This is a genomic window from Enterobacter cloacae complex sp. 394I7 (genome assembly GCF_057320345.1).
Window position 1 is genome coordinate 1335430 of sequence record NZ_JBXWCR010000001.1, and the last position, 26303, is coordinate 1361732.

At 55.0% G+C, this 26303-nt stretch carries 24 protein-coding genes and 1 pseudogene; 7 read left to right on the top strand and 18 right to left on the bottom strand.

The genetic code is table 11. From position 1 onward, the window contains the following. Positions 1 to 42: 42 nt before the first annotated feature. On the bottom strand, positions 43 to 888 hold the full coding sequence (gene nhoA / locus AC2FAP_RS06465) for an N-hydroxyarylamine O-acetyltransferase (protein WP_020884048.1): 846 nt from the start codon (positions 886 to 888) through the stop codon (positions 43 to 45). A 143-nt stretch (positions 889 to 1031) separates the two neighbouring features. On the opposite strand from nhoA, the gene AC2FAP_RS06470 reads away from it, so the two are divergent. Next, positions 1032 to 1607 (top strand): flavin reductase family protein, encoded by a 576-nt coding sequence (locus AC2FAP_RS06470; RefSeq protein WP_241189654.1) that lies wholly within the window; start codon positions 1032 to 1034, stop codon positions 1605 to 1607. 42 nt (positions 1608 to 1649) lie between these two features. Here the strand turns inward: AC2FAP_RS06470 and fusA are convergent, their stop codons facing one another. Continuing rightward, entirely contained in the window at positions 1650 to 3749 is a 2100-nt protein-coding gene (gene fusA, locus AC2FAP_RS06475; protein ID WP_014170234.1) for an elongation factor G, read from the bottom strand. Between the two features lie 160 nt (positions 3750 to 3909). Between fusA and AC2FAP_RS06480 the strand changes: the two genes are divergently transcribed. Beyond that, positions 3910 to 4209: an ArsR/SmtB family transcription factor gene (locus tag AC2FAP_RS06480; RefSeq protein ID WP_014170235.1), complete on the top strand. Its 300-nt coding sequence runs from the start codon at positions 3910 to 3912 to the stop codon at positions 4207 to 4209. Between the two features lie 43 nt (positions 4210 to 4252). On the opposite strand, the gene pptA is transcribed toward AC2FAP_RS06480, so the two are convergent. The 10 genes and pseudogenes from pptA to AC2FAP_RS06530 all read right to left on the bottom strand — a co-directional run bounded on the left by pptA (position 4253) and on the right by AC2FAP_RS06530 (position 13337). Then, the gene (gene pptA, locus AC2FAP_RS06485) at positions 4253 to 4483 is read right to left on the bottom strand and encodes a tautomerase PptA (RefSeq protein WP_020884045.1); all 231 of its coding nucleotides are present in this window, start codon (positions 4481 to 4483) and stop codon (positions 4253 to 4255) included. Positions 4484 to 4520: 37 nt separating this feature from the next. Beyond that, entirely contained in the window at positions 4521 to 5138 is a 618-nt protein-coding gene (locus AC2FAP_RS06490) for a glutathione S-transferase family protein (RefSeq protein WP_449541664.1), read from the bottom strand. Positions 5139 to 5178: 40 nt separating this feature from the next. Then, positions 5179 to 6066, bottom strand: a complete 888-nt coding sequence (locus AC2FAP_RS06495) for a transporter substrate-binding domain-containing protein (RefSeq protein ID WP_014170238.1) — start codon at positions 6064 to 6066, stop codon at positions 5179 to 5181. A gap of 9 nt (positions 6067 to 6075) precedes the next feature. Then, on the bottom strand, positions 6076 to 6849 hold the full coding sequence (locus AC2FAP_RS06500; RefSeq protein WP_014170239.1) for an amino acid ABC transporter ATP-binding protein: 774 nt from the start codon (positions 6847 to 6849) through the stop codon (positions 6076 to 6078). Continuing rightward, positions 6833 to 7759, bottom strand: coding sequence for an amino acid ABC transporter permease (locus tag AC2FAP_RS06505; protein ID WP_020884042.1), 927 nt, complete (start codon positions 7757 to 7759; stop codon positions 6833 to 6835). Before AC2FAP_RS06505 ends, AC2FAP_RS06500 begins: the two co-directional genes overlap by 17 nt. Before the next feature lie 9 nt (positions 7760 to 7768). Further along, the gene (locus AC2FAP_RS06510; protein WP_020884041.1) at positions 7769 to 8278 is read right to left on the bottom strand and encodes a GNAT family N-acetyltransferase; all 510 of its coding nucleotides are present in this window, start codon (positions 8276 to 8278) and stop codon (positions 7769 to 7771) included. A 9-nt stretch (positions 8279 to 8287) separates the two neighbouring features. Next, positions 8288 to 10551, bottom strand: a pseudogene (locus AC2FAP_RS06515) (NtaA/DmoA family FMN-dependent monooxygenase). Positions 10552 to 10567: 16 nt separating this feature from the next. Continuing rightward, positions 10568 to 11689 carry an amidohydrolase gene (locus tag AC2FAP_RS06520; protein WP_449541665.1) on the bottom strand — a complete coding sequence of 374 codons (1122 nt, stop codon included), beginning with the start codon at positions 11687 to 11689 and terminating at the stop codon, positions 10568 to 10570. Further along, positions 11668 to 12687, bottom strand: coding sequence for an LLM class flavin-dependent oxidoreductase (locus AC2FAP_RS06525; protein ID WP_449541666.1), 1020 nt, complete (start codon positions 12685 to 12687; stop codon positions 11668 to 11670). Before AC2FAP_RS06525 ends, AC2FAP_RS06520 begins: the two co-directional genes overlap by 22 nt. Before the next feature lie 110 nt (positions 12688 to 12797). Beyond that, the gene (locus tag AC2FAP_RS06530; RefSeq protein WP_020884036.1) at positions 12798 to 13337 is read right to left on the bottom strand and encodes an AAA family ATPase; all 540 of its coding nucleotides are present in this window, start codon (positions 13335 to 13337) and stop codon (positions 12798 to 12800) included. 342 nt (positions 13338 to 13679) lie between these two features. Here AC2FAP_RS06530 and AC2FAP_RS06535 point away from each other — a divergent pair, with 342 nt between their 5' ends. Both AC2FAP_RS06535 and ansP read left to right on the top strand, forming a co-directional pair. Beyond that, the gene (locus AC2FAP_RS06535) at positions 13680 to 15215 is read left to right on the top strand and encodes a methyl-accepting chemotaxis protein (RefSeq protein WP_449541667.1); all 1536 of its coding nucleotides are present in this window, start codon (positions 13680 to 13682) and stop codon (positions 15213 to 15215) included. Between the two features lie 347 nt (positions 15216 to 15562). After that, positions 15563 to 17059 carry an L-asparagine permease gene (gene ansP, locus AC2FAP_RS06540; protein WP_020884034.1) on the top strand — a complete coding sequence of 499 codons (1497 nt, stop codon included), beginning with the start codon at positions 15563 to 15565 and terminating at the stop codon, positions 17057 to 17059. A gap of 71 nt (positions 17060 to 17130) precedes the next feature. On the opposite strand, the gene yncE is transcribed toward ansP, so the two are convergent. Next, positions 17131 to 18192, bottom strand: coding sequence for a 7-bladed beta-propeller protein YncE (yncE, locus tag AC2FAP_RS06545; protein ID WP_020884033.1), 1062 nt, complete (start codon positions 18190 to 18192; stop codon positions 17131 to 17133). A 240-nt stretch (positions 18193 to 18432) separates the two neighbouring features. On the opposite strand from yncE, the gene pqqU reads away from it, so the two are divergent. Further along, positions 18433 to 20547, top strand: a complete 2115-nt coding sequence (pqqU, locus tag AC2FAP_RS06550) for a TonB-dependent receptor PqqU (protein ID WP_449541668.1) — start codon at positions 18433 to 18435, stop codon at positions 20545 to 20547. 133 nt (positions 20548 to 20680) lie between these two features. Here pqqU and AC2FAP_RS06555 read toward each other — a convergent pair whose 3' ends face one another. From AC2FAP_RS06555 to AC2FAP_RS06565, 3 genes are all read right to left on the bottom strand, one after another. Further along, on the bottom strand, positions 20681 to 21349 hold the full coding sequence (locus AC2FAP_RS06555) for a GntR family transcriptional regulator (RefSeq protein ID WP_449541669.1): 669 nt from the start codon (positions 21347 to 21349) through the stop codon (positions 20681 to 20683). Between the two features lie 254 nt (positions 21350 to 21603). Then, positions 21604 to 22644: an NADP-dependent oxidoreductase gene (locus AC2FAP_RS06560; protein WP_025204117.1), complete on the bottom strand. Its 1041-nt coding sequence runs from the start codon at positions 22642 to 22644 to the stop codon at positions 21604 to 21606. A 65-nt stretch (positions 22645 to 22709) separates the two neighbouring features. Continuing rightward, positions 22710 to 23285, bottom strand: a complete 576-nt coding sequence (locus tag AC2FAP_RS06565; RefSeq protein ID WP_014170255.1) for a helix-turn-helix domain-containing protein — start codon at positions 23283 to 23285, stop codon at positions 22710 to 22712. Positions 23286 to 23435: 150 nt separating this feature from the next. Here AC2FAP_RS06565 and AC2FAP_RS06570 point away from each other — a divergent pair, with 150 nt between their 5' ends. Together AC2FAP_RS06570 and AC2FAP_RS06575 are read left to right on the top strand one after the other, a co-directional pair. Beyond that, positions 23436 to 23954: a GNAT family N-acetyltransferase gene (locus tag AC2FAP_RS06570; RefSeq protein ID WP_020884028.1), complete on the top strand. Its 519-nt coding sequence runs from the start codon at positions 23436 to 23438 to the stop codon at positions 23952 to 23954. After that, positions 23951 to 24400 (top strand): DMT family transporter, encoded by a 450-nt coding sequence (locus AC2FAP_RS06575; protein WP_014170257.1) that lies wholly within the window; start codon positions 23951 to 23953, stop codon positions 24398 to 24400. The genes AC2FAP_RS06570 and AC2FAP_RS06575 overlap by 4 nt, the downstream gene beginning before the upstream one ends. Before the next feature lie 14 nt (positions 24401 to 24414). Here the strand turns inward: AC2FAP_RS06575 and AC2FAP_RS06580 are convergent, their stop codons facing one another. After that, positions 24415 to 24648: a YdcY family protein gene (locus tag AC2FAP_RS06580; protein WP_032680936.1), complete on the bottom strand. Its 234-nt coding sequence runs from the start codon at positions 24646 to 24648 to the stop codon at positions 24415 to 24417. A gap of 51 nt (positions 24649 to 24699) precedes the next feature. Next, the gene (locus AC2FAP_RS06585; protein WP_485452883.1) at positions 24700 to 26298 is read right to left on the bottom strand and encodes an ABC transporter substrate-binding protein; all 1599 of its coding nucleotides are present in this window, start codon (positions 26296 to 26298) and stop codon (positions 24700 to 24702) included. Positions 26299 to 26303 lie beyond the last annotated feature (5 nt).

A 26303-nucleotide genomic window follows, 5' to 3' on the forward strand; every position in this document is an offset into this window, starting at 1 on the left:
GTGTTACCGGGTGGCGCTACGCCTGAGCGCAGCGCCACCGTTCTATTTCCCGGCCTGAGGATGTGTATCAAACCCGGCCATCACCGCCGTCAGCGCGTCCAGCGAAAACCCGTGTTTGGGATCGTCTACGCCCAGTCCAAACCGTGACTGCATCACCTGATACAGCGCGTTCGCGTCGGGAAGATGGACCTGCTCTTCCGCATGCCCCTTCTGCCAGTGGGTAAAGTTAAAGTTGGTCAGGGTCAGCTTTCCGCCGTCAGGCAGATGGCGACACATCAACAGATGGTGACGAAAATGGGATTGCGGCCAGTGCGCCGACCAGAAGTTGCCCATCACGTAATCGCTGAAATACTGTGTTGTCAGATCAAAATGGTACATCGACTGCCAGTGATCGTGGTGGCTGAACTGCAGGATCCAGTCGTTGCCCTCGCTCAGCAAACGATACAGCCCGTGGGGTGTCTCCTGCTCCTCGTTGGCGAGCAAACGAATCGGCGCCGTCAGCGTCTGTCCGCCAAAACCGACGTCGGCAATCCAGCGCTCGCCGTTGAGTTCAACCAGCAGCAGACGATGCGTACGCGGCGGCATCTGTGGCGGACTGGCTAAGACCACGCGGCCCAGCACGCTGCGAACCGTAAAGCCCACTTCACGCAAAACGCGTTCAAAGAGGCCGTTCTGCTCAAAGCAATAGCCTCCACGACGCGCCGTCACCAGTTTGTCGACCAGGCACTGATCTTCCAGATGGATTTCGCGCGGCATCACGACGTCAATATTCTCGAAAGGGATCGCGCAGTTGTGGTGTAGATGCAGCGCCCGCAGGGTGTCGATGTCAACCTGAACAGGCTGTTGCCAGCCCGTACGGGCAAAATAAGCACTCAGAAATGGGGACATGATTCGCTTCCATGATGTGATGTTCCCTGTTTATAAACTATTTTCCGGCCTCCATATGCGCAAAAGTGCTTTTTGCGGGTGCATCTTGATTTCGGCTACCCATCAGACGTTTAATGCCAGCATACCTGCTGAGAGGAATGTTCATGAGCGCGTTTCGTCCCGTTGAATTAAAGCATGCCAGCCGTCTGCTGAACCATGGCCCTACGGTGCTGATTACCAGCCGTGATGAGTCTATCGACCGTCGTAACGTCATGGCTGCGGCCTGGTCGATGCCGGTGGAGTTTGAGCCACCGCGTATCGCAATTGTGGTGGACAAAAGCACCTGGTCGCGCGAACTGATTGAGCGCAGTGGGAAGTTCGGCATCGTCATCCCCGGTGCGGCAGCGGCTAACTGGACTTACGCCGTCGGCAGCGTGAGCGGGCGCGACGAAGACAAGTTCAACTGCTACGGGATCCCGGTTGTGCAAGGTCCGGTACTCGGCCTGCCGGTGATTGAAGAGAAATGCCTGGCGTGGATGGAGTGTCGTTTACTCCCGGTTACCTCAGCTGCCGAAAAATACGATACGCTGTTTGGTGAGGTTGTTTCGGCAGCCGCAGATGAACGCGCGTTTGTCGCCGGACGCTGGCAGTTTGACGGCGATAAGCTGAACACCCTGCATCATCTGGGGGCCGGGACGTTTGTGACCAGTGGGAAAATGGTAAAGGCGCTGGAAAAATAGCCTATAAAAAAAGCCCTCTCCGCGAGGGAAAGGGCTTTTAAATTACTTCGCGCGCCGTGCAATAATTTCATCCGCAACATTACGCGGTGCTTCCGCGAAATGATGGAATTCCATCGTGTAGGTCGCGCGGCCTTGCGACATCGAACGCAGCGTCGTGGCATAGCCAAACATCTCCGCCAGCGGCACATCCGCGCGAATAATCTGACTACCGTACTGCTCTTCCATTCCCTGCACCATGCCGCGGCGGGAAGAGAGATCGCCCATGATGTTGCCGGCGTACTCTTCCGGTGTTTCCACCTCGACATGCATGACCGGTTCAAGAATAACCGGGTCCGCTTTGCGAGCGCCCTCTTTAAAGCCGAGGATCGCCGCCATGCGGAACGCCATTTCCGAGGAGTCGACCTCGTGATAGGAGCCAAACGTCAGGGTCGCTTTCACATCGACAACCGGATACCCTGCCAGGACACCGCTGTTCATGGCTTCGCGTAGGCCTTTCTCCACAGACGGAATATACTCGCGCGGGACAACGCCGCCCTTGGTGGCATCTTCGAATACAAAACCACTGCCGGGCTCTAATGGCGCCAGACTGAGCACCACATGGCCGTACTGCCCTTTACCGCCGGACTGTCGGACAAATTTCCCTTCGATATCCTTCACCGCTTTACGCAGGGTTTCACGGTACGTTACCTGTGGGCGACCAATGTTCGCCTCAACGCCGAACTCACGCCTCATGCGGTCAACGATAATCTCAAGATGTAACTCACCCATCCCGGAGATAATTGTCTGGCCGGACTCTTCATCGGTGTGCAGACGAAACGAAGGGTCTTCCGCTGCCAGGCGCTGCAATGCAATGCCCATTTTCTCCTGATCGCCTTTGGTTTTCGGCTCGATCGCAAGCGAGATAACCGGGTCCGGAAACTCCATCCGTTCCAGCGTAATGACGGCGTTCGGGTCGGTGAGCGTGTCACCGGTTGTCACATCTTTCAACCCAACGCAGGCCGCGATATCGCCCGCGCGCAGTTCATCCACTTCGTGGCGATCGTTAGCATGCATCAGTACGATGCGCCCAATGCGCTCTTTCTTCCCTTTCACCGGGTTGAACACCGCGTCGCCTTTGCGCAGCACGCCAGAGTAAACGCGGATGAAGGTCAGCTGTCCGACGTACGGGTCGCTCATCAGTTTAAAGGCCAGCGCAGAGAAGGGCTCGTTGTCGTCTGGATGACGCTCGGCATGCTGCCCATTCTCATCCACACCATCAATGGCGGGCACGTCCAGAGGCGACGGCATCAGTTCAATGACCGCATCAAGCATGCGTTGCACGCCTTTATTTTTAAACGCGCTGCCGCACAGCATCGGCTGGATTTCACCGGAGATGGTCCGCATACGCAGCCCCCTGATGATTTCCGCTTCCTCTAAATCACCCGTTTCCAGGTATTTATCCATCAGCTCATCGCTGGCTTCCGCCGCCGCAGAGACCATTTTTTCCCGCCATTCCTGCGCAGTACTCACTACGTCATCCGGCACAGGAGCATAGGTAAACACCATGCCCTGGGTGGCATCGTCCCACAAAATGGTACGCATTTTGATGAGATCCACCACGCCGGTGAAGTGTTCTTCTGCCCCCACCGGAATAACAATCGGGACCGGATTCGCTTTCAGACGCTCCTGCATCATTCGCACGACGCGGAAGAAGTCCGCACCCGGGCGGTCCATTTTGTTGACGAAGGCCAGCCGCGGGACATGATATTTGTTCGCCTGACGCCAGACGGTTTCCGACTGCGGCTGCACGCCACCGACGGAGTCATACACCATGACAGCGCCGTCGAGTACACGCATGGAACGTTCCACCTCAATGGTAAAATCCACGTGGCCCGGGGTGTCGATAATGTTGATCCGGTGCGGTTCAAAGCCCCGGTCCATACCTGGCCAGAAACAGCTGACTGCCGCAGAGGTAATGGTTATTCCGCGCTCTTGCTCCTGTGCCATCCAGTCGGTAGTTGCCGCGCCATCGTGTACTTCACCCAGTTTGTGGCTCATACCGGTATAAAACAGGATGCGCTCGGTGGTGGTCGTTTTACCGGCATCGATATGCGCGGAGATACCGATGTTGCGATAACGTTCGAGAGGGATGGGTCGGGGCATAATATTTCCTTAGTCATTAAGACTGCGTTGTGACGACCGGGATGGTCGCGTGTTCGTTCGTTTGCTATAATAGTCCTATTGTACGAGTATTATCGAACTATTTTTTTACGGTTGACCTATTGTTGATATAGCTCAATCTGACACCAGACGCAGGAAAACGATGATCCCGAACCACCCTGAAACTGAACAAATACTGCTGGAAAATGTGCTTTTTGCCCTCGGTAACCCGCTACGGCTGTCGATTATCCGCAGGCTGGCCGATGGCAGCGAACTGAGCTGTAACGCGCTGCGCCCGGACGAGGTGGTGAAATCGACGATGACCCATCACTGGCGCGTCTTGCGCGACAGCGGCGTGATTTGGCAGCGCCCGCAGGGACGAGAAAATATGATTTCACTGCGCAGGGACGATCTTGATGCCCGCTTTCCGGGGCTGATGGCAATATTGCTGCAGACGAAGTAACGCGTGTGTCGTGTCGGGCGACTCCGCGCCGCCCGACCCTCTCTCACATTGAATAGCCGGGTTTCTTAATTAAGTGATCCAGGTTGGGTTCAATTTCGGTATCCCAGACCTGCGCTTTCCAGTCGGCTTCCTGCACTTCATTCAGGGCGACCGAAATAGAGCGATCTTTACTGTTCAGATGACGGGTAATCACCTCGGCAATATCCGCCGCCAGCGCGGTTTTTTGGTCGTCGTTCAAATCACGGGGAAAACATTTGATATCTACGTGTGGCATATGCAGGCTTCCAGTTATGAATGTGAGTTCCACGTTATCAGATTATCTCGTTTGCCTTTAACACCTTGTGCAGTTCCGGCAGCTGGCACACGGTATCCGCAATCGCCGTTATCTTTGGCGTATTCGCTGCAAACCATGCATGGCGAGGCCCCCAGGTGCGTGCAACCGTGATGTAGACGTCAAGCAGCGTCAGCCGTTCCCCGAGTGCAAAAGGGGTGGCACTGAGCTGGCTGTCAAACCACAGATAGAGTGATTTTCGGTACTCAATACACCTGTTTTTCAACTGCTCCGGCGCATCCGGCACCCAGCGGTCGGGGTAGTCGGCGTAGGTAAAGGTGGGATAAACGTTCGCAACAAACCAGATGAGCAACCGCTGAAACTGCTGCCGCTCAGCCTGGCCGACGGCAGGCGCAAGATCGGGACATCTGTCCAGCACCATCAGGGCAATCGCCGCCGTTTCGGTCATGATCGCCCCGTTTTCCAGTTCCAGCGTGGGTACCTGACACAGCGGATTGCGTGCTTTCAGCAACTCACGCTGCGGGCCGGGCTGGTCAAACCCGTCCACGTTGATAAATTGATAAGGGATGTCTGCCAGAGTCAGCATCACTTCACTGATTGCCGATCCCCAGCCGGGTACTCCATAGAGTTTAATCATGTTGCCCCCTCCGGGATGAAAACCCTAAGTGTAGACACGACTAATAGGTTATCCCAGGCGGGTTCACGTCGGATTGCGTCACCGCTTCGCCCTCTTCTCCCCAGCGTGCCAGCACCCGCTGGTACTCTCCACGCGTAATAGCGCCCTCCAGCGCAGCCTGCAAAGCATAAACCAGCCCATTGCCTTTTTTGGTCGTCGTGGCGACATAGGCTCTCTTCGGCCCGAGACCCACTACGCGCGTTTTGCCGGTCAACGCCGCTTTATAGGCGGATACGGATTGAGGTCCGAAGAACACATCCGCCCTGCCGGACTGAATATAGAGGTTGCCGGAAGCATCATCGGTCAGATAGACCGGCAGCGCAGGCTCACGACCGGCTTTTTTGTTCTCTTCATTCCAGCCCAGCAGAATGCGCTCCTGATTGGTCCCGGAACCCACAATCACCTTTTTGCCTGCCAGATCTTTTGCGCTGTTAATCGCCTGGACCGCGCTGGTGGATTTCACGGAAAACGCCAGCGAGTCGACGCGATAGGTCGCAAAATCAAATTTCTCTTTTCGCTGTTCGGTCACCGCAATATTCACCAGCGCCACGTCATAGCGTCCGGAGCTGATCCCCAGCGGCCAGTCTTCCCAGGCCGTGGGAACCAGCTTCAGCTTTAACCCCAGACTCCCCGCCAGCAAGCGGGCAATATCCGGATCGCTGCCAATCCGCGTCCGGTTATCGCTGGCAAGCAGCGCCAGCGGTGGAGAGTTAAGCGCTGAGATCGCTACCGTGAGCGTGCCCGGCTCAACAAATTTATAGTTCGCGGGGATTTTCGCGACGGCCTGCCGATCTACCGTCACCGGCAGCGGCTGCTCGTTGGCGTGTAAATCGATACCCGCATGGCTCGCGGTCGTAAAAGCCAGACCAGCCAGAAAAGCATATTTCATCTGCGCTCCTTACAGCACTTTTGACAGGAACTGGCGCGTTCGCGGGTGCGACGGACGGGTTAATACGTCGTCACTGCTGCCCTGCTCCACAATTTTGCCGTCGACCATAAAGACCACCTGATCCGCCACTTCCCGGGCAAAGCCGATCTCGTGGGTGACCACCACCAGCGTGGTACCCGAGCGGGCGAGCTTTTTAATCACGTCCAGCACTTCGCCAACCAGTTCCGGGTCGAGCGCTGAAGTGGGCTCATCAAACAGCATTACCCGGGGACGTAACGCCAGCGCGCGGGCAATGGCAATACGCTGCTGTTGGCCCCCGGAGAGATGGCGCGACCAGGCATCGGCTTTATCGCGCAGCCCGACCACATCCAGCAGGCTGTATGCCCTTTCAACGGCTTCTTTCTTACTCAGTTTTTTATGGGCGATGGGCGCTTCAATCAGGTTTTCCAGCACTGTGAGATGCGGAAAGAGATTAAAGTTCTGGAAGACATAGCCCACATTGACGCGCTGTTTGAGGATCTCTTTCTCTTTCAGCTCGTAGAGTTTGTCACCCTGACGGCGGTAACCGATGTAGTCACCGTCAATCTGGATAAACCCTTCGTCGACGCGTTCCAGATGGTTAATGGTACGCAGAAGCGTCGATTTACCCGATCCGGAAGGCCCGAGGATCACCGTTACCGATCCGGGCGGGATCTCCAGCGAGACGTTATCAAGCGCTTTATGGCGACCAAAAAACTTACTGACGCCGGTAATCGAAATATGCCCTTCAGGAGAGGTTTGCATGGACGGGCTCCTGTACTGATGCGGTGGATACGGAACGGACGCGACTGGCTACCCGGTTTTGATTAACGGCTGAACGGCGTTCGCTGCGGGCAAGCCCGCGCTCCACAACATGCTGAATGGCAGACAACACGGTGGTAATCACCAGATACCAGACCGCACCGACCATCAGCAGCGGGATCACCTCCTGCGTGCGGTTATAGATCATCTGAATGGTATAGAAGAGTTCCGGCATCGCCAGGACATACACCATCGCCGTGCCTTTCGCGAGACTGATAATTTCATTAAATCCGGACGGCAGAATCGTGCGCAGCGCCTGCGGCAAAATGATACGCACCGTACGACGCCAGGCTGGCAGACCGAGTGCCGCCGCCGCTTCGTACTGACCATGATCCACACCCAGAAAACCGCCGCGAATGATCTCGGCGGTATACGCGCTCTGAACCAGTGTCAGTCCCACCACGGCGGTGGAAAACTGTCCCAGCACGTTGATGGTTTCGAAGCGACCCCAGGTAATGGCGGTGAAGGGTACGCCGAGCGAGAGCGTGTCGTAGAGATAGGAAAAGTTATAGAGAATGATCAGAACCACAATCAGCGGCAACGAACGAAACAGCCAGATATACCCCCAGGCCAGGCTGCTCAGCAGCCAGGATGAAGAAAGCCTCGCCAGCGCCAGCAGGCCGCCGATGACCACGCTCAGCGCAGTGCCGATCAGGGTCAACAGCAATGTCTGCCCTACGCCTTCAAGGATAACCGGATCAAAGAACCAGCGGGCAAAAACAGACCACTCCCAGCGCGGGTTAAAGGCCACGGACTGAATGACCACCGCAAGCACAAACAGCGCCACCACGGCACCGACAGTCCGCAGCGGATAACGCGCCGGGACCACCTTAATGGTTTCAACGTTGCTCATTGTCATTCCTCATGCTGTTTTACTGAACGCTTCACTGATCAGCGTTTTGGTGAAACGCAGCCGGCCATCAAACGGCGGCTGGCTGTACTCTTCCGGATCGCGGTTCAGATCGAACTGCGGCTGATAGCCCTGGCTGATATAGAGCCTGACCGCCTCCGGCTGACGAAAACCGGTGGTGAGGTAGATCTGGCTGTAACCGGCCTGTACCGCCCGGCGCTCCAGCTCCTGGACGACGCGGGCCGCCAGACCCTGTTGACGCAGCGCCTTGTGCGTCCAGATTCGTTTGATTTCAGCGGTGCGTTCATCAAACGGTTTATACGCGCCGGTGGCGATGATGTCGCCGTCACGCTCAAGGACAATAAACAGCCCCTGCGGGGCCAGGTACCACTCCGTGAGCTCCACTTCCGCGTCTTTAGAGAAGTAGTCGCCATAGCGGGCGGCATATTCACCGAATAATCCGTCGATAATGGGCTGAAGATCGGCGTCTTCCGGTGACACGTCCCGAAATTGCTCGCGCATAGCGCCTCCTTAGTCACCCAGTCCTGCCGGGTTCACTTCTGATTGAGGGATACGTTCTACCCCTTCCCCCCAGCGGTTCAGCACTTTGTCGTAATCGCCGTTTTTGATGACCCCGTTAAGTGCAGTCTGTACCGGCTCGACCAGGCCGCTGCCTTTTTTCAGCGTCACCGCAATGTGCGCCGCCTTCGGCCAGCCGCCGTCGACAATCCCAACCCGTTTCGTTTTCCCGGTCAGCGCCGCTTTCCATGCGCCAGTCACGTTCGGGCCAAAGAACGCATCTGCGCGACCTGACTGGAGAGACAGGGTTTGTGATGCATCGTCTTTGGTGTAGATCGGGGTAAACGGCTTCAGGCCTTTCTTCACGTTCTCCGCATTCCACGCCAGCAGGATAGCCTCCTGGTTGGTCCCGGAACCTACGATGATGCGCAGCCCGGCGATGTCCTCCGCCTTCTGCAGCGAGGTAATCGGGCTGGTCGATTTCACATAGAAGCCGAGGGAATCTTTACGGTAAGTGGCAAAATCAAACTTCTCTTTGCGTTCTCTGGTCACGGTGATGTTGCTGATCGCCGCATCGTATTTCCCGGAGGCGACGCCGAGAGGCCAGTCCTCCCAGGAGGTTGGCACCACATTCAGCTCCAGCCCAAGGCTGTCGGCCACCAGACGGGCAACGTCCACCTCGCTTCCGAGCAGCGTTTTATTGTCGTCGGAAAAAACGGTCAGCGGCGGTGAGTTAAGCGCGGCAACCGCCACGGTGAATTTGCCCGGCACGGCGAAGCGATAATCTTTCGGCAGTTGCGCGATGGCGTCGCTGTTTTTGGCGGTGTTGACGGGCGTTTTGTTGGCTTCCAGGCTCACGCCAGTGCCATTAATGTTCACATTCTCTGCCCAGACGGCAGGGGAAAAGGCCAGCGCAAGCGCCAGAATAAGCGATGATTTCTGCATAGCGAGGTTCTCTATTATTGTTGTGTGAACTGGTTTTTCGGTTCGTCTAAACCCAGACTGTCGCGCAGCGTAGTGCCGGGATAGTCGGTGCGGAATAACCCGCGGGCCTGTAACACCGGGACAACCTGGTCAACAAAACGCGGGAACGTGTCCGGCGTTCCACCCTGAATAATGAAACCGTCCGCGGCGAATGCCTCAAACCAGCCCTGCAGACCGTCTGCCACCTCCTCCGGCGTACCGGAAAAGCGCGGGCGCGGGGATGCCGCTTCGAGTGCAACCTGACGCAGGGTTAAGTTGCGTTCGCGAGCATTACGCTTAATTTCATCGGTCGTGCTGCGAAAACTGTTTTTACCCAGTTCACCGATGTCCGGGAACGGCTCGTCGAGCGGGTACTGGCTGAAATCGTGATGTTCGAAATAACGGCCGAGGTAATTCAGGGCATCGTTAATCGACACCAGAGCCGCGGTTGTCTGATACTGGTTCTCCACGTCCTCCGCGTCTTTGCCAACAATCACGCTGACGCCCTGAAAAATATGTAAGTCCGATGCCCTGCGGCCATTCGATTCAAGCTGGTGTTTCACGTCGCGATAAAACGCTTTGGCTTCCTCTAACGTTTCATGATGGGTAAAAATGGCGTCAGCATGTTTCGCAGCCAGTTTTTTTCCGTCATCCGATGCACCTGCCTGAAAAACAATCGGGCGTCCCTGCGGCGTGCGGCCAATATTGAGCGGACCGGCCACCTGGAAGAAATCGCCGTGATGATCAAGCGTATGCAGTTTTGCCGGGTCAAAGAACTGCCCGCTCTCTTTGTTGCGCACAAAGGCATCTCCCTCCCAGGAATCCCAGAGTCCTTTCACCACGTCGAGGTATTCATCCGCTATCCGGTAGCGCAGCGCATGTTCAGGGTGTTTCTCGCGCGAGAAGTTTTTCGCCGACCCCTCGAGCGGTGAGGTCACCACGTTCCAGCCTGCGCGTCCGTTGCTCAAATGATCCAGGCTGGCAAACTGGCGCGCCACGGTAAACGGTTCGCTGTAGGAGGTCGATAAGGTACCGACCAGACCGAGGCGCGACGTCAGACTTGCCAGTGCAGACAAGACCGTTAACGGCTCAAACCGGTTTAAGAAATGCGGGATGGATTTCTCGTTAATATAGAGGCCGTCGGCGACGAATAAAAAATCAAGCTTCCCCTCTTCGGCTTTTAACGCCGTGGCTTTTACAAAATCAAAATTAATGCTGGCATCGGCGACCGCCGCCGGATGACGCCAGGCAGACATGTTCCCGGAAGCACCATGCAAAATGGTTCCCAGCCGCAATTGTCGGGTTGCAGACATATTCACCTCTTCAGAATTAAACGTGTTGCAGGGCTTTTTCCGCAAGCTGTGCAAAATAGCGGGCAGCGGGCTCAATTAATGCTTCATCCGGGTTGAAGGCCGGGTGATGTAAACCGAACGGACTGGCGCTGCCGATGCTGACAAACGCCCCGGGGATCTGCTGCAGATACACCGCGAAATCTTCCCCGCCCATATGCAGCTCGGCGTGCTGCGTTTCATACCCAGATTCTCTGGCAACGGCGGTGGCAAATTCGGCCCAGTGCACGTCATTGACCAGCGCGGTAGGCCCGGCGTACCAGGTAATGTCGATCTGCGCGCTAAACGCGCTGGCAAACCCGGCGGCAATTTCGCCGACGCGTGCTTTCACATTCTGCTGCACTTCCACGCGGTGGGTGCGAAGCGTGCCTTCCAGCTCAACGCTTTCCGGCAGGACGTTCCAGGTATTGCCCCCGGTAATGCGCGTGACGCTAAGCACCACGGAATCAAGCGTGTTGACGTTGCGGCTGGCAACGCTCTGCAACGCCGTTACCAGCTGGCTCGCCAGCACGATGGCGTCGTTACCTTCATGCGGACGTGCAGCATGCGCGCCTTTACCGGTAATTCGGATAACAAACCGGTCGACGTTGGCGTAGAACGGCCCACCGCGGGTGGCAAATTCCCCGACCGGCAGCCCCGGCTCGTTATGCATCCCGAAGATGGCACTGACATCACGTAAGGCACCGGCCCGCACCATACTTTTCGCGCCGCCAAAGTTCTCTTCAGCCGGCTGAAAGAGGATCCGCACGCGCCCGTTTAAAGACGCTTCACGCTCTTTAAGTTTTAACGCCGCCCCGAGGATCACACTGGTATGAATATCGTGTCCGCAGGCATGCATCACACCCGCACGCCGTGAACTAAACGGCACGCCGCTGCGCTCTTCAATGGGCAAGGCGTCAATATCGGCCCGCAGCGCAATCAGCTTTTTTCCCGTGCCAATTTCGGCCACCACGCCGGTCTGAAGCGCATAAGGCAGCGGCGTAATACCAGCCGTCGTCAGCCACTGACGCAGGCGAGCGGTCGTTTCGACCTCCTGGCCGGACAGCTCCGGGTTCTGGTGCAGCTCCCGGCGCCAGGCAATCAGTTGTTCGTCAAAACGCATACGGCGACCTCCTTGTTAAGCTTCGCCTGCGCCAGCAGACGCAGAGACTGTAGTCGCGTTACGCCATCCGCAACGGGGGTATCAATAATGAATTCATCAATGCCCCATTTTTCGTGCAGGGCGTTCAACTGTTCCAGCACCGATTCAGCTGTTCCCGCCAGCAGCGACTGTGCCCGACGGGCAATGCGCACCGGCTCGCTGCCCGCCTGTCGGGCAAAGGCATAGGCCTGCTCTTCGCTGGCCACGGTGACGCGCTGCCCATTTGCCAGTTCGACGCCCCAGACTTCAACCTGTTGTGCCAGTGCCTCCACCTCAGCCTGCGACTGGGCGACGATGACCTGCACCGCCACAATCGCATCCCGGGCGCTGTGGTTACGCCAGGTGGTGATGACTTCACGCAGCAGCGCCGGATCCCCATTCAGGTGAGCAGCAAAGACAAAATGCCAGTCAAGTTTCGCGGCCAGCAGCGCGCTTTCGGTACTGGCCCCCAGCAGGAACCCCTGCGCCGGAACCGGCGGCAGCGGCGTCGCGCGAACGGCCTCGTCCACCGACTGATTTTCCGGCTGGATCCAGTGATGAAGCTGTGTCAGCTGTTCGGCAAAACTGCCTTTTTGCTGTTGATCGAGGCCCTGCTGCAGCGCCCGGGTGGAGAGCGGCAGGCCGCCTGGGGCTTTCCCGACGCCCAGATCCACGCGCCCGGGAGCAAGCGCGGCCAGGAGGTTGAAATTTTCTGCGACTTTGTAAGGGCTGTAGTGCTGGAGCATGACGCCACCAGAGCCCACGCGGATACGCCGTGTTTGCCCGAGGATCCAGGCGATTAACAGTTCGGGTGAAGGGCTGGCCAGCTGGGGCGTGTTGTGGTGTTCGGCAATCCAGAAACGGTGATAGCCCAGATTTTCTGCCTGCTGTGCCAGCGCCAGGGTTCGCGCCAGTGCATCGGCAGCCGTTTCGTTTTCAGCGATGGGGCTTTTATCCAGAATACTGATTCGCCAGGACATGTTGCGTTCTCGTTTGACTTAACATGTCATCATTATTAAAGGCGTATTTCACCTCTGAGAAACAATTAATTTACATTTGGTTTGCCGGAAATCAGATATATAAATCCATGCTACGCGTGTGACTTAAGCGATGAAATGAGGTTTTCCACCTCACTGCGGCGGGTAATGCGGACAAAATGAATATGGGCGTATTGCGGGTCTACCATATCGCGTGCATAACGTGCGCGGTTGCTGCGCCAGGTTTTGATTGTCCAGATAATAATGGACTCACGGCTCAAGAATGAGCGACGAAAACTCTCACAGTTTCCCGTACCGGGCCACAGTTCCTGTTTGTGCCAGGCGCGCCTGAACGCTCGGGTGACAGCCTGATACAGGGTTCGGGCGAACCCATAATCCACCCACACCACCCGATCCACGTCTCGCCATTTCACAGGACGCGTACGGTTATAGTTGCCATCAAGCACCCACTCCGCTGACGCCTTTAGCGTCGTCTCCAGTTTTTCCAGCAAGATAGCGTCCGGTGTGCCCTGCCAGTCCGGACACCAGTAAAGTCGGTCCATTTCAATGTAAGGAATATCCAGTTCTGCGGCGATACGCTTCGCCAGAGTGCTTTTTCCACTCCCGCTGGTGCCAATCACATTTACTTTCACCCTGCTGCCCCCTGTTGAAGAAAAACCCTTAAAGCATAGCGTTTTCATCTTGTTAACGAAACGCTATTTCGGCGGGTCAGTTTACGTCGAAGAGTGATCTCCCGCTTTTAATTTGCCTTATGGCGTTTATTTGCAGGGCGCCACAAAAACGCATCGATAAATATTTTCATTTTTATTACATCGGTCGCATTTTAAAAATAAAAAATACTAAATACAGGGTATTCCGGAACGCATAACTTTCGTAGAGAATATGCCGACAGTAAAAATAAAAACAAACCTTACAAACTTGCCTGAATGTTTAACGGGCTCTTTTTTTATTGATATATGACCATGGGGTTACTGATGCGGAATAACACTCCCGTTACACAAAGCGAGTATTTACTTAACGAAGGTTCGACGCTTATGTCGACCACCAATACGCACAGCCATATTACCTATGCGAACTCTGCCTTTATTGACGCCAGCGGCTATAAAGAAGAGAGTCTTCTCGGTGAGCCGCATAATCTTATTCGCCACCCCGACATGCCTGCCGAGGCGTTTGGCGACATGTGGTTTACCCTGCAACAGGGTGAGACCTGGACGGGGCTGGTCAAGAACCGCCGCCAGAACGGCGATCACTACTGGGTGCGCGCCAACGTCACCCCGGTTTATCAGAATGAAACGTTAACCGGCTATATTTCTGTGCGGAATATTCCTTCGCGTGAAGAGATTGCTGTCAATGAAAAACGGTATGAGAAAGTGCGCAATAATGAATTAAAACATCATCGCTTTTATAAAGGCCTGTTTGTTCGCCACGGTCTGTTCTCTTTTGCGTCGCTGTTTAAACGCCTCAGCACCAGTAAAAGGATCCATCTTGGTATTGCGATAACCGCCCTGTTCGCCTGCCTGCAGCTGTTTATATTTGCCGATCGTATTGTTGAGTCTGTAGGTCTGGCTCTGCTATTTATTGCCCTGGCCGTATATCTTCATGCGCAAATTGCGAAGCCGGTTAAATCCATTGTCCAGCAAATGCAGCGGGTGGTTTCAGGACGTAAAGCGGACTATTACCATTTTGACCGCGTCGATGAAATCGGCCTGATGATGCGCATGGTGAATCAGTCGGGTCTGAACCTCCATTCGCTGGTGGACGATGTCGGTGCGCAAATCAGCGGTATAAGTACAATCAGCCAGCAGGTGGCGAAAGAAGGTATGGCATTACAAACGCGTACCGAAGAAACCGCAGACTTTCTGCAGCAAACGGCCTCAGCCGTGGAAGAAATTGCCAGCGCGGTTCAGCAGACGGCTGAAACGGCGAAAGACGCGATCCTGATGGCAGATCGCACCCGCACCAGCGCTCACCGCGGTGAAGCAATGATGAAAGAGACTATCGGCATGATGCAGTCCGTGTCGCAGGATAACAGCCAGATCGTCGACATCATCAGCGTCATCGATCGTATCGCCTTCCAGACCAATATTCTGGCGCTGAACGCGGCCGTTGAAGCGGCGCGTGCGGGTGATGCCGGCCGCGGTTTTGCGGTCGTGGCGGCCGAAGTCCGCAACCTTGCCCAGCACTCTGCCATCGCGGCCAAAGAGATCAAAACGCTTATAGAGAAAAACGTTTCCAGCGTGAACGCCGGCGTGGAGAAGGTCGAGCAAACTGAATCGCAGCTCACGGTGATGATTGGCAATGTCATGGAGATGTCTTCTCTGATTAAGGAGATAGGCCACGCCACGCAGGAGCAAACGCAGGCGCTGACCCTGATTAACGCGTCCATCTCCCGCATCGGTACAATGACCCAAAACAATACCGGTATGGTGGATAACGTGACGGACGCCGCACACCATCTGACGCAGCGCACGACCCGCCTGCAACAGGCGATTGCCGTTTTTGGCGGTTGAGCAAAGGCGCCGTTATGCGCTGGTTGCTTTGCGCAATCATTAAGCGAAACTGATGATTAAAGCACCACTTCATCAATGGATTTGTCTAAAAACTCACCGCTATTCAGCGTGTTGTGATCCCCGTCTGCTCTGACCACACGATTTCCTTCGACGTGCATCACTTTCGGCACGGTTATATTTTGCGTCGCTTATGAATTGCAGGTAGGATGCCTCGCCATGTTTCGCCTTATCCATACGCAGAATGACTGGGAAGGCAACATGTGTTTGCGCAGAAGCAATCGTTTGTATTGCACTCTGCCAGGCAGGACTATCACGATAATGGTTCAGACAGGCAAACAGGTAACTCAATGAAAACAAGCAATAAAAGCGCAGCCGATCATCACGCTGCTAAACGTCGCTGGTTAAACTCCCATGAAGAGGGCTACCACAAAGCGATGGGCAACCGTCAGGTTCAAATGATCGCCATCGGCGGCGCTATCGGAACGGGTCTGTTTTTAGGTGCTGGCGCTCGTCTGCAGATGGCTGGCCCGGCTCTCGCCCTGGTCTATCTGGTGTGCGGGATCTTCTCTTTCTTCATTCTTCGTGCATTGGGCGAACTGGTACTGCATCGCCCTTCCAGCGGCAGTTTTGTCTCTTACGCCCGTGAATTCCTCGGTGAAAAAGCGGCCTACGTTGCTGGATGGATGTACTTCGTCAACTGGGCAATGACCGGTATTGTCGATATCACCGCCGTCGCGCTTTACATGCACTACTGGGGCGCGTTTGGTGATGTGCCACAATGGGTGTTTGCGCTGGGCGCACTGGCCATTGTCGGCACCATGAACATGATCGGCGTGAAGTGGTTCGCGGAGATGGAGTTCTGGTTCGCGCTGGTAAAAGTGCTGGCCATCGTGGTGTTCCTGGTCGTAGGTACGGTGTTCCTCGGTAGCGGTAAACCGCTCGATGGCAATGCCACCGGTTTCCACCTGATCACCGATAACGGCGGTTTCTTCCCGCATGGCCTGCTGCCTGCGCTGGTGCTGGTTCAGGGTGTGGTGTTCGCGTTCGCGTCCATTGAGCTGGTCGGCACCGCGGCGGGTGAATGTAAAGACCCACAGACCATGGTACCTAAAGCCATTAACAGCGTTATCTGGCGTATCGGTCTCTTTTATGTTGGTTCCGTGGTGCTGCTGGTTCTGCTGCTGCCGTGGAACGCCTATCAGGCGGGTCAAAGCCCGTTTGTGACCTTCTTCTCTAAACTGGGCGTGCCTTATGTTGGCAGCATCATGAATATCGTGGTGCTGACGGCAGCACTCTCCAGTCTGAACTCGGGTCTTTACTCTACCGGTCGTATCCTGCGCTCCATGTCGATGGGCGGTTCGGCGCCGAAATTCATGTCGAAGATGAGCCGTCAGCATGTGCCTTACGCGGGCATTCTGGCGACGCTGGTGGTGTATGTCTTCGGCGTGTTCCTGAACTACCTGGTACCGTCTCAGGTATTCGAAATCGTGCTGAACGTTGCCGCGCTCGGCATCATCGCCTCCTGGGCCTTTATCGTGGTCTGCCAGATGCGTCTGCGCAAAGCGATCAAAGAAGGCAAAGCCGCTGAAGTCAGCTTTAAGCTGCCGGGCGCACCGGTGACCTCCTGGCTCACCCTGCTGTTCCTGTTCAGCGTGCTGGTGTTGATGGCGTTTGATTACCCGAACGGTACCTACACGATCGCCACCATTCCTCTGCTGGCCGTATTGCTGATTGCCGGCTGGTTTGGCGTGCGTAAACGCGTACAAGAAATTCACAGTACGGCGCCGGTTCATCCTGATGATGCCAAACACGACGCCCCGCTGGTTGAAGAGACGTCGCGTTAATATCGACCTGCTGGTTAATACAAAGGGAAGGCATTGCGCCTTCCCTTTTTCTTTGTATTGAGGAGCGAAATTTAGAGCGTGATACGAATCACGTCATCAGGCTGGGTGGCTTCCTGCTGACGGGTCGATTTTTGTTTTACCGTCACATACAGGGTTTTGCCATCAGCAGAGAGCGCCAGACTGTTCGGGTAGACCGGGGTGTCGAAGGTTTTGGTAACGTTGTAGGTTTTCGCGTCGATTACGCTCACCTTACCCGCTTCACGGTGCGTCACATACGCTTCGTTGCGCGCCGGGTTAAACAGAACGGCCAGCGATTCAGGCACGGCAATTTTCTTGATGACGCTGCCGTCCTTCAGATTCACCACCAGCACTTCCGGCTGCTTTGAGTCGGTTAAGAACGCACGCTGTCCGGCGGTATCCAGGCTCAGATTCAGGTAGAAGTGCTCCTTACCGTCGTCCTGCACTTTTTTACGGCTGAGGATTTTGTGGGTTGCCGTATCAATCGTCACCAGTTCGCCATCAGCATTGGTGGTGTAAAGACGTTTTGCCTTCGCATCCAGCGCCAGGCCGGTGCTGAATTTACCGGTGCTGCCGATGGTCTCTTTCAGCTTCAGCGTTGCACCATCCACCACCCAAATCGCGCTCTCCTGGCCTACGCCGGTGATGTAAACCGTGTTTGTGCTGTCATCGGCCACCAGCTGGCGTGGCTGCAGCGGTTTGACGGTTTCACTGCGCTGACGGTTATCCAGCACCAGTCGCCCTTTCACCTCACCCGTTTTGGCATCAATCGCGGTTACCGCGCCGTTGATGGTGTTACCAAACCACAGCGTCTGGGTGGCATTATCAAGGGTGGCACCGAACGGTTTGAGATCGTTATGAATGACCTGCGTCACGTCCAGCGTGACCGGGTCAAGGCGATAGACAATCCCGCCTTTGTCCGTTTTGCGGCTCTGCGATGTCGCGACCCACAGCGCATTCTCCTGCTGGCTCACGGCCATTTCATATGCGCCTTTCCCTACCGCTTTGCGCAACATCTCTTCGGCAGCATGAACCTGGAAGGTTCCGGCAAACAGTAACGCCCCTGACAGCAGAGACATACTCAGGCGCGGCGAGCACAGATGACGTAAAGACATAACAATTCCTTTTTTGAATACAGGGTTTACTGCTGACATCACTTCCGGCAGGCAACGTCATGGCATTGCCGTTTTGATAATGAGAATAGTAATCATTTATGAGTTAAATGTGGAGTTTTTCTTTCCTTCCCGGCCTTTCATTAACGCAATGTGCGGTTATAGTTTTCAAAAGATTTACAAAAGATTTAACATATATGGACATGTTCCATTTGGTACGTTTTTCCATAACCGGTCTATTTCATGAAAATCATTTCTGCCCGTAAGGCAACGCTTCCACTGCTGCTGGTTCCTGTTATCTCTGCGCCTCTCACTGCGATGAGTGCCGATGAACAGACCATGATCGTCAGCGCCACGCCGCAAACCGTCTCGGAGCTCGATACCCCGGCGGCGGTCAGCGTCGTGAATGGCGATGATATGCGTCATGCTGCGCCACGCATTAACCTGTCTGAATCTCTTGGCAGCGTGCCGGGGCTGCAGATCCAGAACCGCCAGAACTATGCTCAGGATCTTCAGCTTTCGATGCGAGGGTTTGGTGCCCGCTCAACCTTCGGCGTGCGCGGTATCCGTATGTATGTCGACGGTATTCCGGCAACCATGCCGGATGGACAGGGACAAACCTCCAATATCGATCTCTCCAGCGTGGACAGCGTAGAAGTGCTGCGCGGCCCCTTCTCTGCCCTTTATGGCAACGCCTCTGGCGGCGTGATCAACATGACGACCCAGACCGGGCAGCAGCCGCCGACCATCGAGGCCAGCAGCTATTACGGCAGTTACGGTACCTGGCGCTATGGAATGAAAGCCACCGGCGCGATGGGTGACGGGACGCATGCCGGGGATGTGGACTACACCGTGTCCACTACCCGTTTCACGACCAAAGGTTATCGCGACCACAGCGGCGCGCGGAAGAATCTCGCCAACGCTAAACTGGGTGTTCGTATTGATGACGTGAGCAAGCTGACGCTGATTTTCAACAGCGTGGACATGAAAGCCAACGATCCGGGTGGACTGAGTGCCCAGGAGTGGCATGACAACCCTCGCCAGTCTCCGCGTGGCGACCAATACAATACGCGCAAGACCATCAAGCAGACCCAGGCTGGCCTGCGCTACGATCGTCAGCTCAGCACCCAGGACGATCTCAGCGTCATGATGTACGCCGGCGAACGTGAAATGACGCAGTACCAGTCAATTCCTTATCAGCCTCAGCTGAGACCTTCCCACTCCGGCGGCGTGATTGATATGCAGCGCCATTACCAGGGGATTGATACCCGCTGGACGCACCGTGGCGAACTGCTGGTTCCGGTCACCTTTACCACCGGTCTGAACTACGAAAACATGAGCGAAGATCGTCGCGGATACGAGAACTTCGTGATGAACAACGGCGTGCCGGAGTACGGCGTCAAGGGTGACAAACGTCGTAACGAACGTAACCTGATGTGGAACGTCGACCCGTACCTGCAAACCAGCTGGCAGTTAACGCAGAAACTCTCCGTGGATGCCGGCATCCGTTACAGCTCGGTCTGGTTTGACTCCAACGACCATTACGTGACCCCGGGCAACGGAGACGACAGCGGTGACGCAAGCTATCACAAGTGGCTCCCGGCCGGATCGGTGAAATATGCCGTGACCGATGCGTGGAATCTCTATGCTGCGGCAGGTCGCGGGTTTGAAACGCCAACCATCAATGAGCTCTCTTATCGTGCGGATAACCAGGGCGGCCTCAACATTGGCCTGAAACCTTCCACGAACAATACCTATGAAGTGGGCAGTAAAACCCGTATCGGTAATGGTCTGCTGACGGCAGCGCTGTTCCGCACCGATACGGATGATGAGATTGTCGTCGATGCCAGCGCTGGCGGTCGTACCAGCTATAAAAACGCCGGTAAAACCCGTCGTCAGGGGGTTGAAGTTTCCCTGGATCAGCAGTTTGCTGAGAACTGGAAGCTGAAAATGGCGTGGACCTATCTGGACGCCACCTATCGTACCAACGTGTGCAGCACCGGCGACTGTAACGGCAACCGTATGCCAGGCATTGCCCGCAACATGGGTTATGCCTCGTTTGGCTGGCAGCCGGAAGAAGGCTGGTATGCGGGATCGGATGTGCGCTACATGAGCGATATCATGGCGGATGACGAGAACACGGCGAAAGCCCCGTCCTACACGGTGGTTGGGCTGAATACCGGGTATAAATTCAACTACGGTAACTGGGGAATGGACGTCTTTGGTCGCGTCGATAACCTGTTCGATAAAGAGTATGTCGGATCGGTTATCGTGAATGAATCCAACGGGCGTTATTACGAACCTGCACCGGGCCGTAACTACGGCGTAGGTCTGTCAGTCTCTTATCGCTTCGAGTAAGCAAAAAGCATTCTTTTTTGCTGAATATTATTTTTATAAATGGAATAACGCTCCTGATGGCAATAAGCCATCAGGAGTATTTAACCAGGAATATAATTCGCGGCAGGATATAGTCGCTCTGCTAAATAATCTCTCAGTTAAAATATTGTCGCTGTAAAAGCGTGTTCGCTTCGTCAATCAACGTCTCTATCGCCTTCTGACTGCCATCAACATCTCTTCGCTCAATCGCGGACAGGAGCTCGGCGTAGTGATAAGTCGACACCTTGATGTCGTTAAGCTCCTGATGCAGATAGTTCATGCAAGGTCCAATACGCACCCATAGCTGCTCAATTAAGGCGCTGAGTGTCGGCATTTCCGCGTACTGATAAAGCGTAAACCGAAAGATGCGATTAGCATGCAGCGCCTGCTGAACGTGCCCGTTGCGCATGGCTTCATGGAATGTCTCTGATAGCTTGCGCAACACCTCCAGCTTATTTTCCGTCATATGCTGACAGGCGGCAGCTACCGCCATAGGCTCAAGCTGTTTTCTGATGGCGTTAATCTCGTTATAACGCTCAAGCGTGACCTCAGGAACCAGAAACGCCTGGGCCGGCGTGGCGTGTAATGCCCCAGACGACACCAGACGCAAAAGCGCCTCGCGGACCGGGGTAATACTGGTTCCTAATTTATCAGCAATTTCTTTGGTAATCAGTCGAGCGCCAGGTTTCAGTGAGCCTGTAATTAACGCGCCTTTCAAACTGAGTTCGACTTGCATGGTAAGACTGATCCTTTGCGCTTTTTCTAAATGGTCCAAATCAAGCATGTTCAATTCCTGTAGCTAATACTTAATGCTATTTTTAAACGCCGTTTTTTATAAACGACGCTGTTCCGATATATCCTGTATCGTCATGCCTGGTGATGGGAAGTCTGTAAAAATGTCAAGAAATGCAAAATTTATTTTTTTTCGTTTTCGTGCTCATCTGAACGGAAGGCGCGAAAAGCCATGTCCAGTTAATTAAAGACAATATATCGTATCTTCACAAATAAATATGGCGGGAAACCCCGCCATATTTTAGATTATTTATTGTCACCCGCGACGCGAATCACGACTTTGCCGAAGTTTTTTCCTTCAAGAAGGCCAATCAGCGCATCAGGCGCATTCTCCAGGCCATCTGTAACCTGCTCACGGTAGTGAATTTTGCCTTCCTGCACCCAGCGCCCCATCTCATCCTGGAACTCCTTGATGCGATGGCCGTAGTCCTGAGCGATGATAAACCCCTGCATACGAATCCGTTTCTTCAGAATCGTCGCCATCAATAACGGCAAACGATCCGGCCCTTCCGGCAGACCCGTCGCATTGTAACCGCTCACCAGACCACATACCGGTACGCGCGCCGAGGTGTTCAGTAAGGGCAACACGGCGTCAAAGACTTTCCCGCCGACGTTTTCATAATAGACATCAATCCCTTTCGGGCAGGCCTTTTCCAGCTGGGCCGCGAAGTCATCGGCATGGTGATCCAGGCACTGGTCAAACCCGAGCACCTCGACGGCATGGCGGCATTTTTCTGCACCACCGGCAACGCCGATCACCCGGCAACCTTTGATTTTACCGATCTGCCCGACCGTCGCACCAACCGGCCCCGTCGCCGCCGCAACCACCAGCGTTTCACCGGCTTTAGGCTGGCCGATGTCCAGTAGCCCCATATAGGCGGTAAACCCTGGCATACCCAGAATGCCCAGCGCCCACGAGGGGTGAGAAATATTATCGCCCAGTTTCACCAGGCCGCTGCCGTCTGAAATTTCATACTCCTGCCAGCCGCTGTAGCCCAGCACCCACTCACCCGGCGTATAGTCCGGATGGTTTGACTGCTCCACGCGGCTGACCGTTCCCCCCACCATGACCGCCCCAATTTCCACTGGCGGTGAATAGGAAGGTGCATCACTCATGCGGCCACGCATGTAAGGATCAAGCGACAGCCAGACCGTGCGCAGCAAAAGCTGTCCTGCCTGAGGTTCAGGAACAGGCTGCTCTTCCAGACGGAAATTCTCCGCGACCGGCGCACCGTGCGGACGAGAAGCCAGAACCCAGCGGCGATTTTGCGAAACAGATTGATTCATCAGGAACTCCTTCTGGTACAAATGTCATTAGAGCCTGGCTCATGATCGGCGTAAACGCTTTAACTTTACGAGCCAGACTGGTTAAGCCGCACAACCAGATAGATACAGGTTTCATTCGTCTCATTAATGAACCGGCAGTCGTTGGGCGGCCCCAGTTCCAGGCAATCACCGGCGTGCATTTCATGACGGGTATCGCCCTCCTGGAAAACCAGTTCGCCAGACTGCAGCCAGATAAGCTGGCGCGCCAGCGCATACGACGAGGCGGGCATAGGGACATCGCTTCCCGCCGGCAGCTCAACCTGAACAAGATCGATGGGCAGATCGGTGCGGGGTGAAACGTGGCGGCGGAGGTAGTGTGTCTGAGGGTCACGCCAGACGGGCTGGTTTTCCAGACGCAGCAGCTTTCCTTCCTGCATTTCGGCTCTGGCGATCAGCGTTGACATGCTGATGCCAAACGCGCCGGATAACCGCGCAAGCAAGGTCGCCGTCGGGCTGCTGTCCCCGCGCTCTATCTTGTGGATCATGGCGCGCGAGACGCCGGCCCGGTCAGCAAGCTCGCTTAATGACCATCCTCGCGACTCGCGTTCAAGGCGAATTCGCGCGCTAATCCTTTGATTCATTGTGTCTGCCATAGTATTCATGACGTCATACTATAGTGTATGAACGGCATTTCAACGCGGTTTTGATAACAAAAAAATCTGGCTTATGTCATAGCCATCCGTCTGTACAGTTGTGTAATATCGTACTCATAACGTAATACTATAGTGAACAACACACTCAGAGGTTCAAACATGATCGTTCGTCATGCCTGCAAAGAAGACTGCGCCGCTATTGGGGAGATTTACAACCACGCGGTGCTGCATACTGCCGCGATCTGGAATGATAAAACCGTCGATACGGATAACCGCATTGCCTGGTTTGAGGCGCGTGCCCTCGCAGGCTACCCGGTGCTGGTGAGTGAAGAGAATGGCGTTATCACCGGCTACGCCTCGTTTGGCGACTGGCGCGCCTTTGACGGTTTCCGGCATACGGTAGAGCATTCTGTCTACGTTCATCCGGATCATCAGGGCAAAGGTATTGGCCGCACGCTGATGAACGCGCTGATTATTGAAGCGCGGACCCTCGGCAAACACGTCATGGTGGCGGGCATTGAGGCGCAAAACCAGGCCTCTATTCATCTTCATGAGACGCTCGGTTTTGTGACCACCGGCCAGATGCCGCAGGTGGGCACGAAGTTTGGCCGCTGGCTGGATCTGACCTTTATGCAGTTGCAGCTTGATGAGCGCAGCGATCCGGATGCTATCTCATGAATCAATCTCTGACGCTGGCTTTTCTGGTGGCGGCGGGAATTGGCCTGGTGGTGCAAAACACCTTAATGGTGCGCATCACTCAGTCCTCCTCGACCATTCTTATCGCGATGCTGCTGAATTCGCTGGTTGGCATTGTGCTGTTTGTCAGCATTCTGCTGCTAAAACAGGGCTTCGCCGGATTTAGCGAGCTGGCCTCAACGATCCGCTGGTGGACGTTGATCCCGGGGCTGTTAGGGTCGTTTTTTGTTTTTGCCAGTATCAGCGGCTATCAAAATGTTGGCGCAGCGACAACCATCGCCGTGCTGGTGGCAAGCCAGTTGATTGGCGGGCTGGTAATGGATGTACTCAGAAGCAATGGCATCCCCTTGCGCGCGCTGATTGGCCCGGTGTGCGGTGCCGTAATGCTGGTGGTCGGGGCGTGGCTGGTCGCGAGACGCCAGTTCTGACCCCCGGCTCACCGCTACAGTATCGTACCGCCTTTGGTCAGCAATTCCTGACGGGCGTCCATCTCTTCTTTATGTTGCTTACCGTGATGTGCAATCGCGGTACGCAGACGCTGCTGCTGACTGTAGCGATCTTCACGGCTTAACGCTGCGTCGTCGCTCAGTTCGATCAGCAGTTCATTCATTCGGCTAATTACTCCCGCTTCGATGGCGGTATCGACACGGGCGATAACTTCATTTAAATGTGACATTGTCACTCCTTGTCAGATGCCCGGCAGGCGCGGTGCCTGCCGGGAAAAATGTCAGTTCAGTTTCGCTTTGGAGAAATCGCTGCCCATCAGGCTCACGCTGTACCCCGTTACGTTGCTGCGGGTGGCGTAGAACGTTTTGCCGTTCGCCAGCGCAATCCACGGTGCCTGGGCATAGAAGATCTCCTGCGCCTGGCTGTAGAGTTTTGCACGCTCACCCGGGTTGCTGGTCAGTTTGGCTTTCTTGACCAGATCATCATACCCCTTATCGCACCAGCGCGCGGCGTTCGATCCAGTTTTGATGCTGTCGCATCCCAGTAGTACATCAGCAAAGTTATCCGGGTCGCCGTTATCGGACATCCAGCCAAACAGCGCGGAATCATGCTCCCCTTTACGCATACCGGAGAGATACTCGCCCCACTCGTAAGAGACAATTTTGGCCTTCACGCCGACTTTCGCCCAGTCGCTCTGAATCATCTCCGCAATTCGCTTCGAGTTAGGGTTATACGGACGCTGCACAGGCATTGACCACAGCGTCACGTCCGCACCCTTCTCCAGACCGGCCTGTTTCAACAAAGCTTTCGCTTTTTCAGGATCGTAGCTGTAGTCCTTCAGATCGTTATTAAAGCCCAGCATATTCGGCGGAATGGGGGATTTCGCCACCGTACCGGAACCCATAAAGACCGCATTCACGATGGCTTTTTTGTCCGTCGCATAGTTCAGGGCCTGACGCACCAGCACGTTATCAAACGGTTTTTTCTCGGTATTGAACGCCAGATACCCCACGTTCAACGCCTCCACGGAGTGCAGCTTCAGGTCTTTATTTTTGTTAATAACATCAAACTGAACCGGTGACGGCGCCGGAATGATCTGGCATTCGTTGGTCTGCAGCTTCGCCAGACGCGTTTCTACGTTTGGCGTGATGGAGAAAATAAGATGTTTCGTCGGAACCGCACCTTCCCAGTAGTTCGGGTTAGCGACGTAGCGGATCAGCGAATCCACTTTGTACTGCTGCAGAACGTACGGCCCGGTACCAATCGGCCAGGTATCGACATTCTCAGGCGTCCCTTTTTTCAGCATCGCGTCAGCGTATTCAGCGGAAAGAATAGAGGCGAAATCCATCCCCCAGTCAGCTAGGAATGCGGCGTTTGGTTCGCTCAGCGTAAACTGCACGTGATAATCATCAACCTTTTTGACGTCCTGAATCAGCTTGTCCAGACCTACGTCATTAAAGTATTCGTAATTACCCTGCGAAACATTGTGATAAGGATGCTTAGGGTCTTTCTGACGCATGACGGAAAAAATAACGTCATCCGCATTAAAATCACGGGTCGGCTTGAAGTATTTATTGCTGTTGAACTTGACCCCTTTACGCAGCGTAAAGGTATAAGTCTTACCGTCCGGGGAAATCGTCCAGGACTCTGCCAGCGACGGTACCGGGGTGTTTTTCACCGGGTCGAAATTGATCAGGCGGTTATACAGGACCTGAGAGCTGGCCACGAATGACGGGCCTGAGCTGGCGATCTGCGGGTTGAAAGACTCCGGTGATGCTTCAGAGCAATAAATGATGGTGTCATTATTCGCCGCCCATGCGGCACCTGCTGGTAAGAGAGTGCTCAGCGCGAGGGCGAGCAGCGTTTTCCCTGTAGACATGGTTA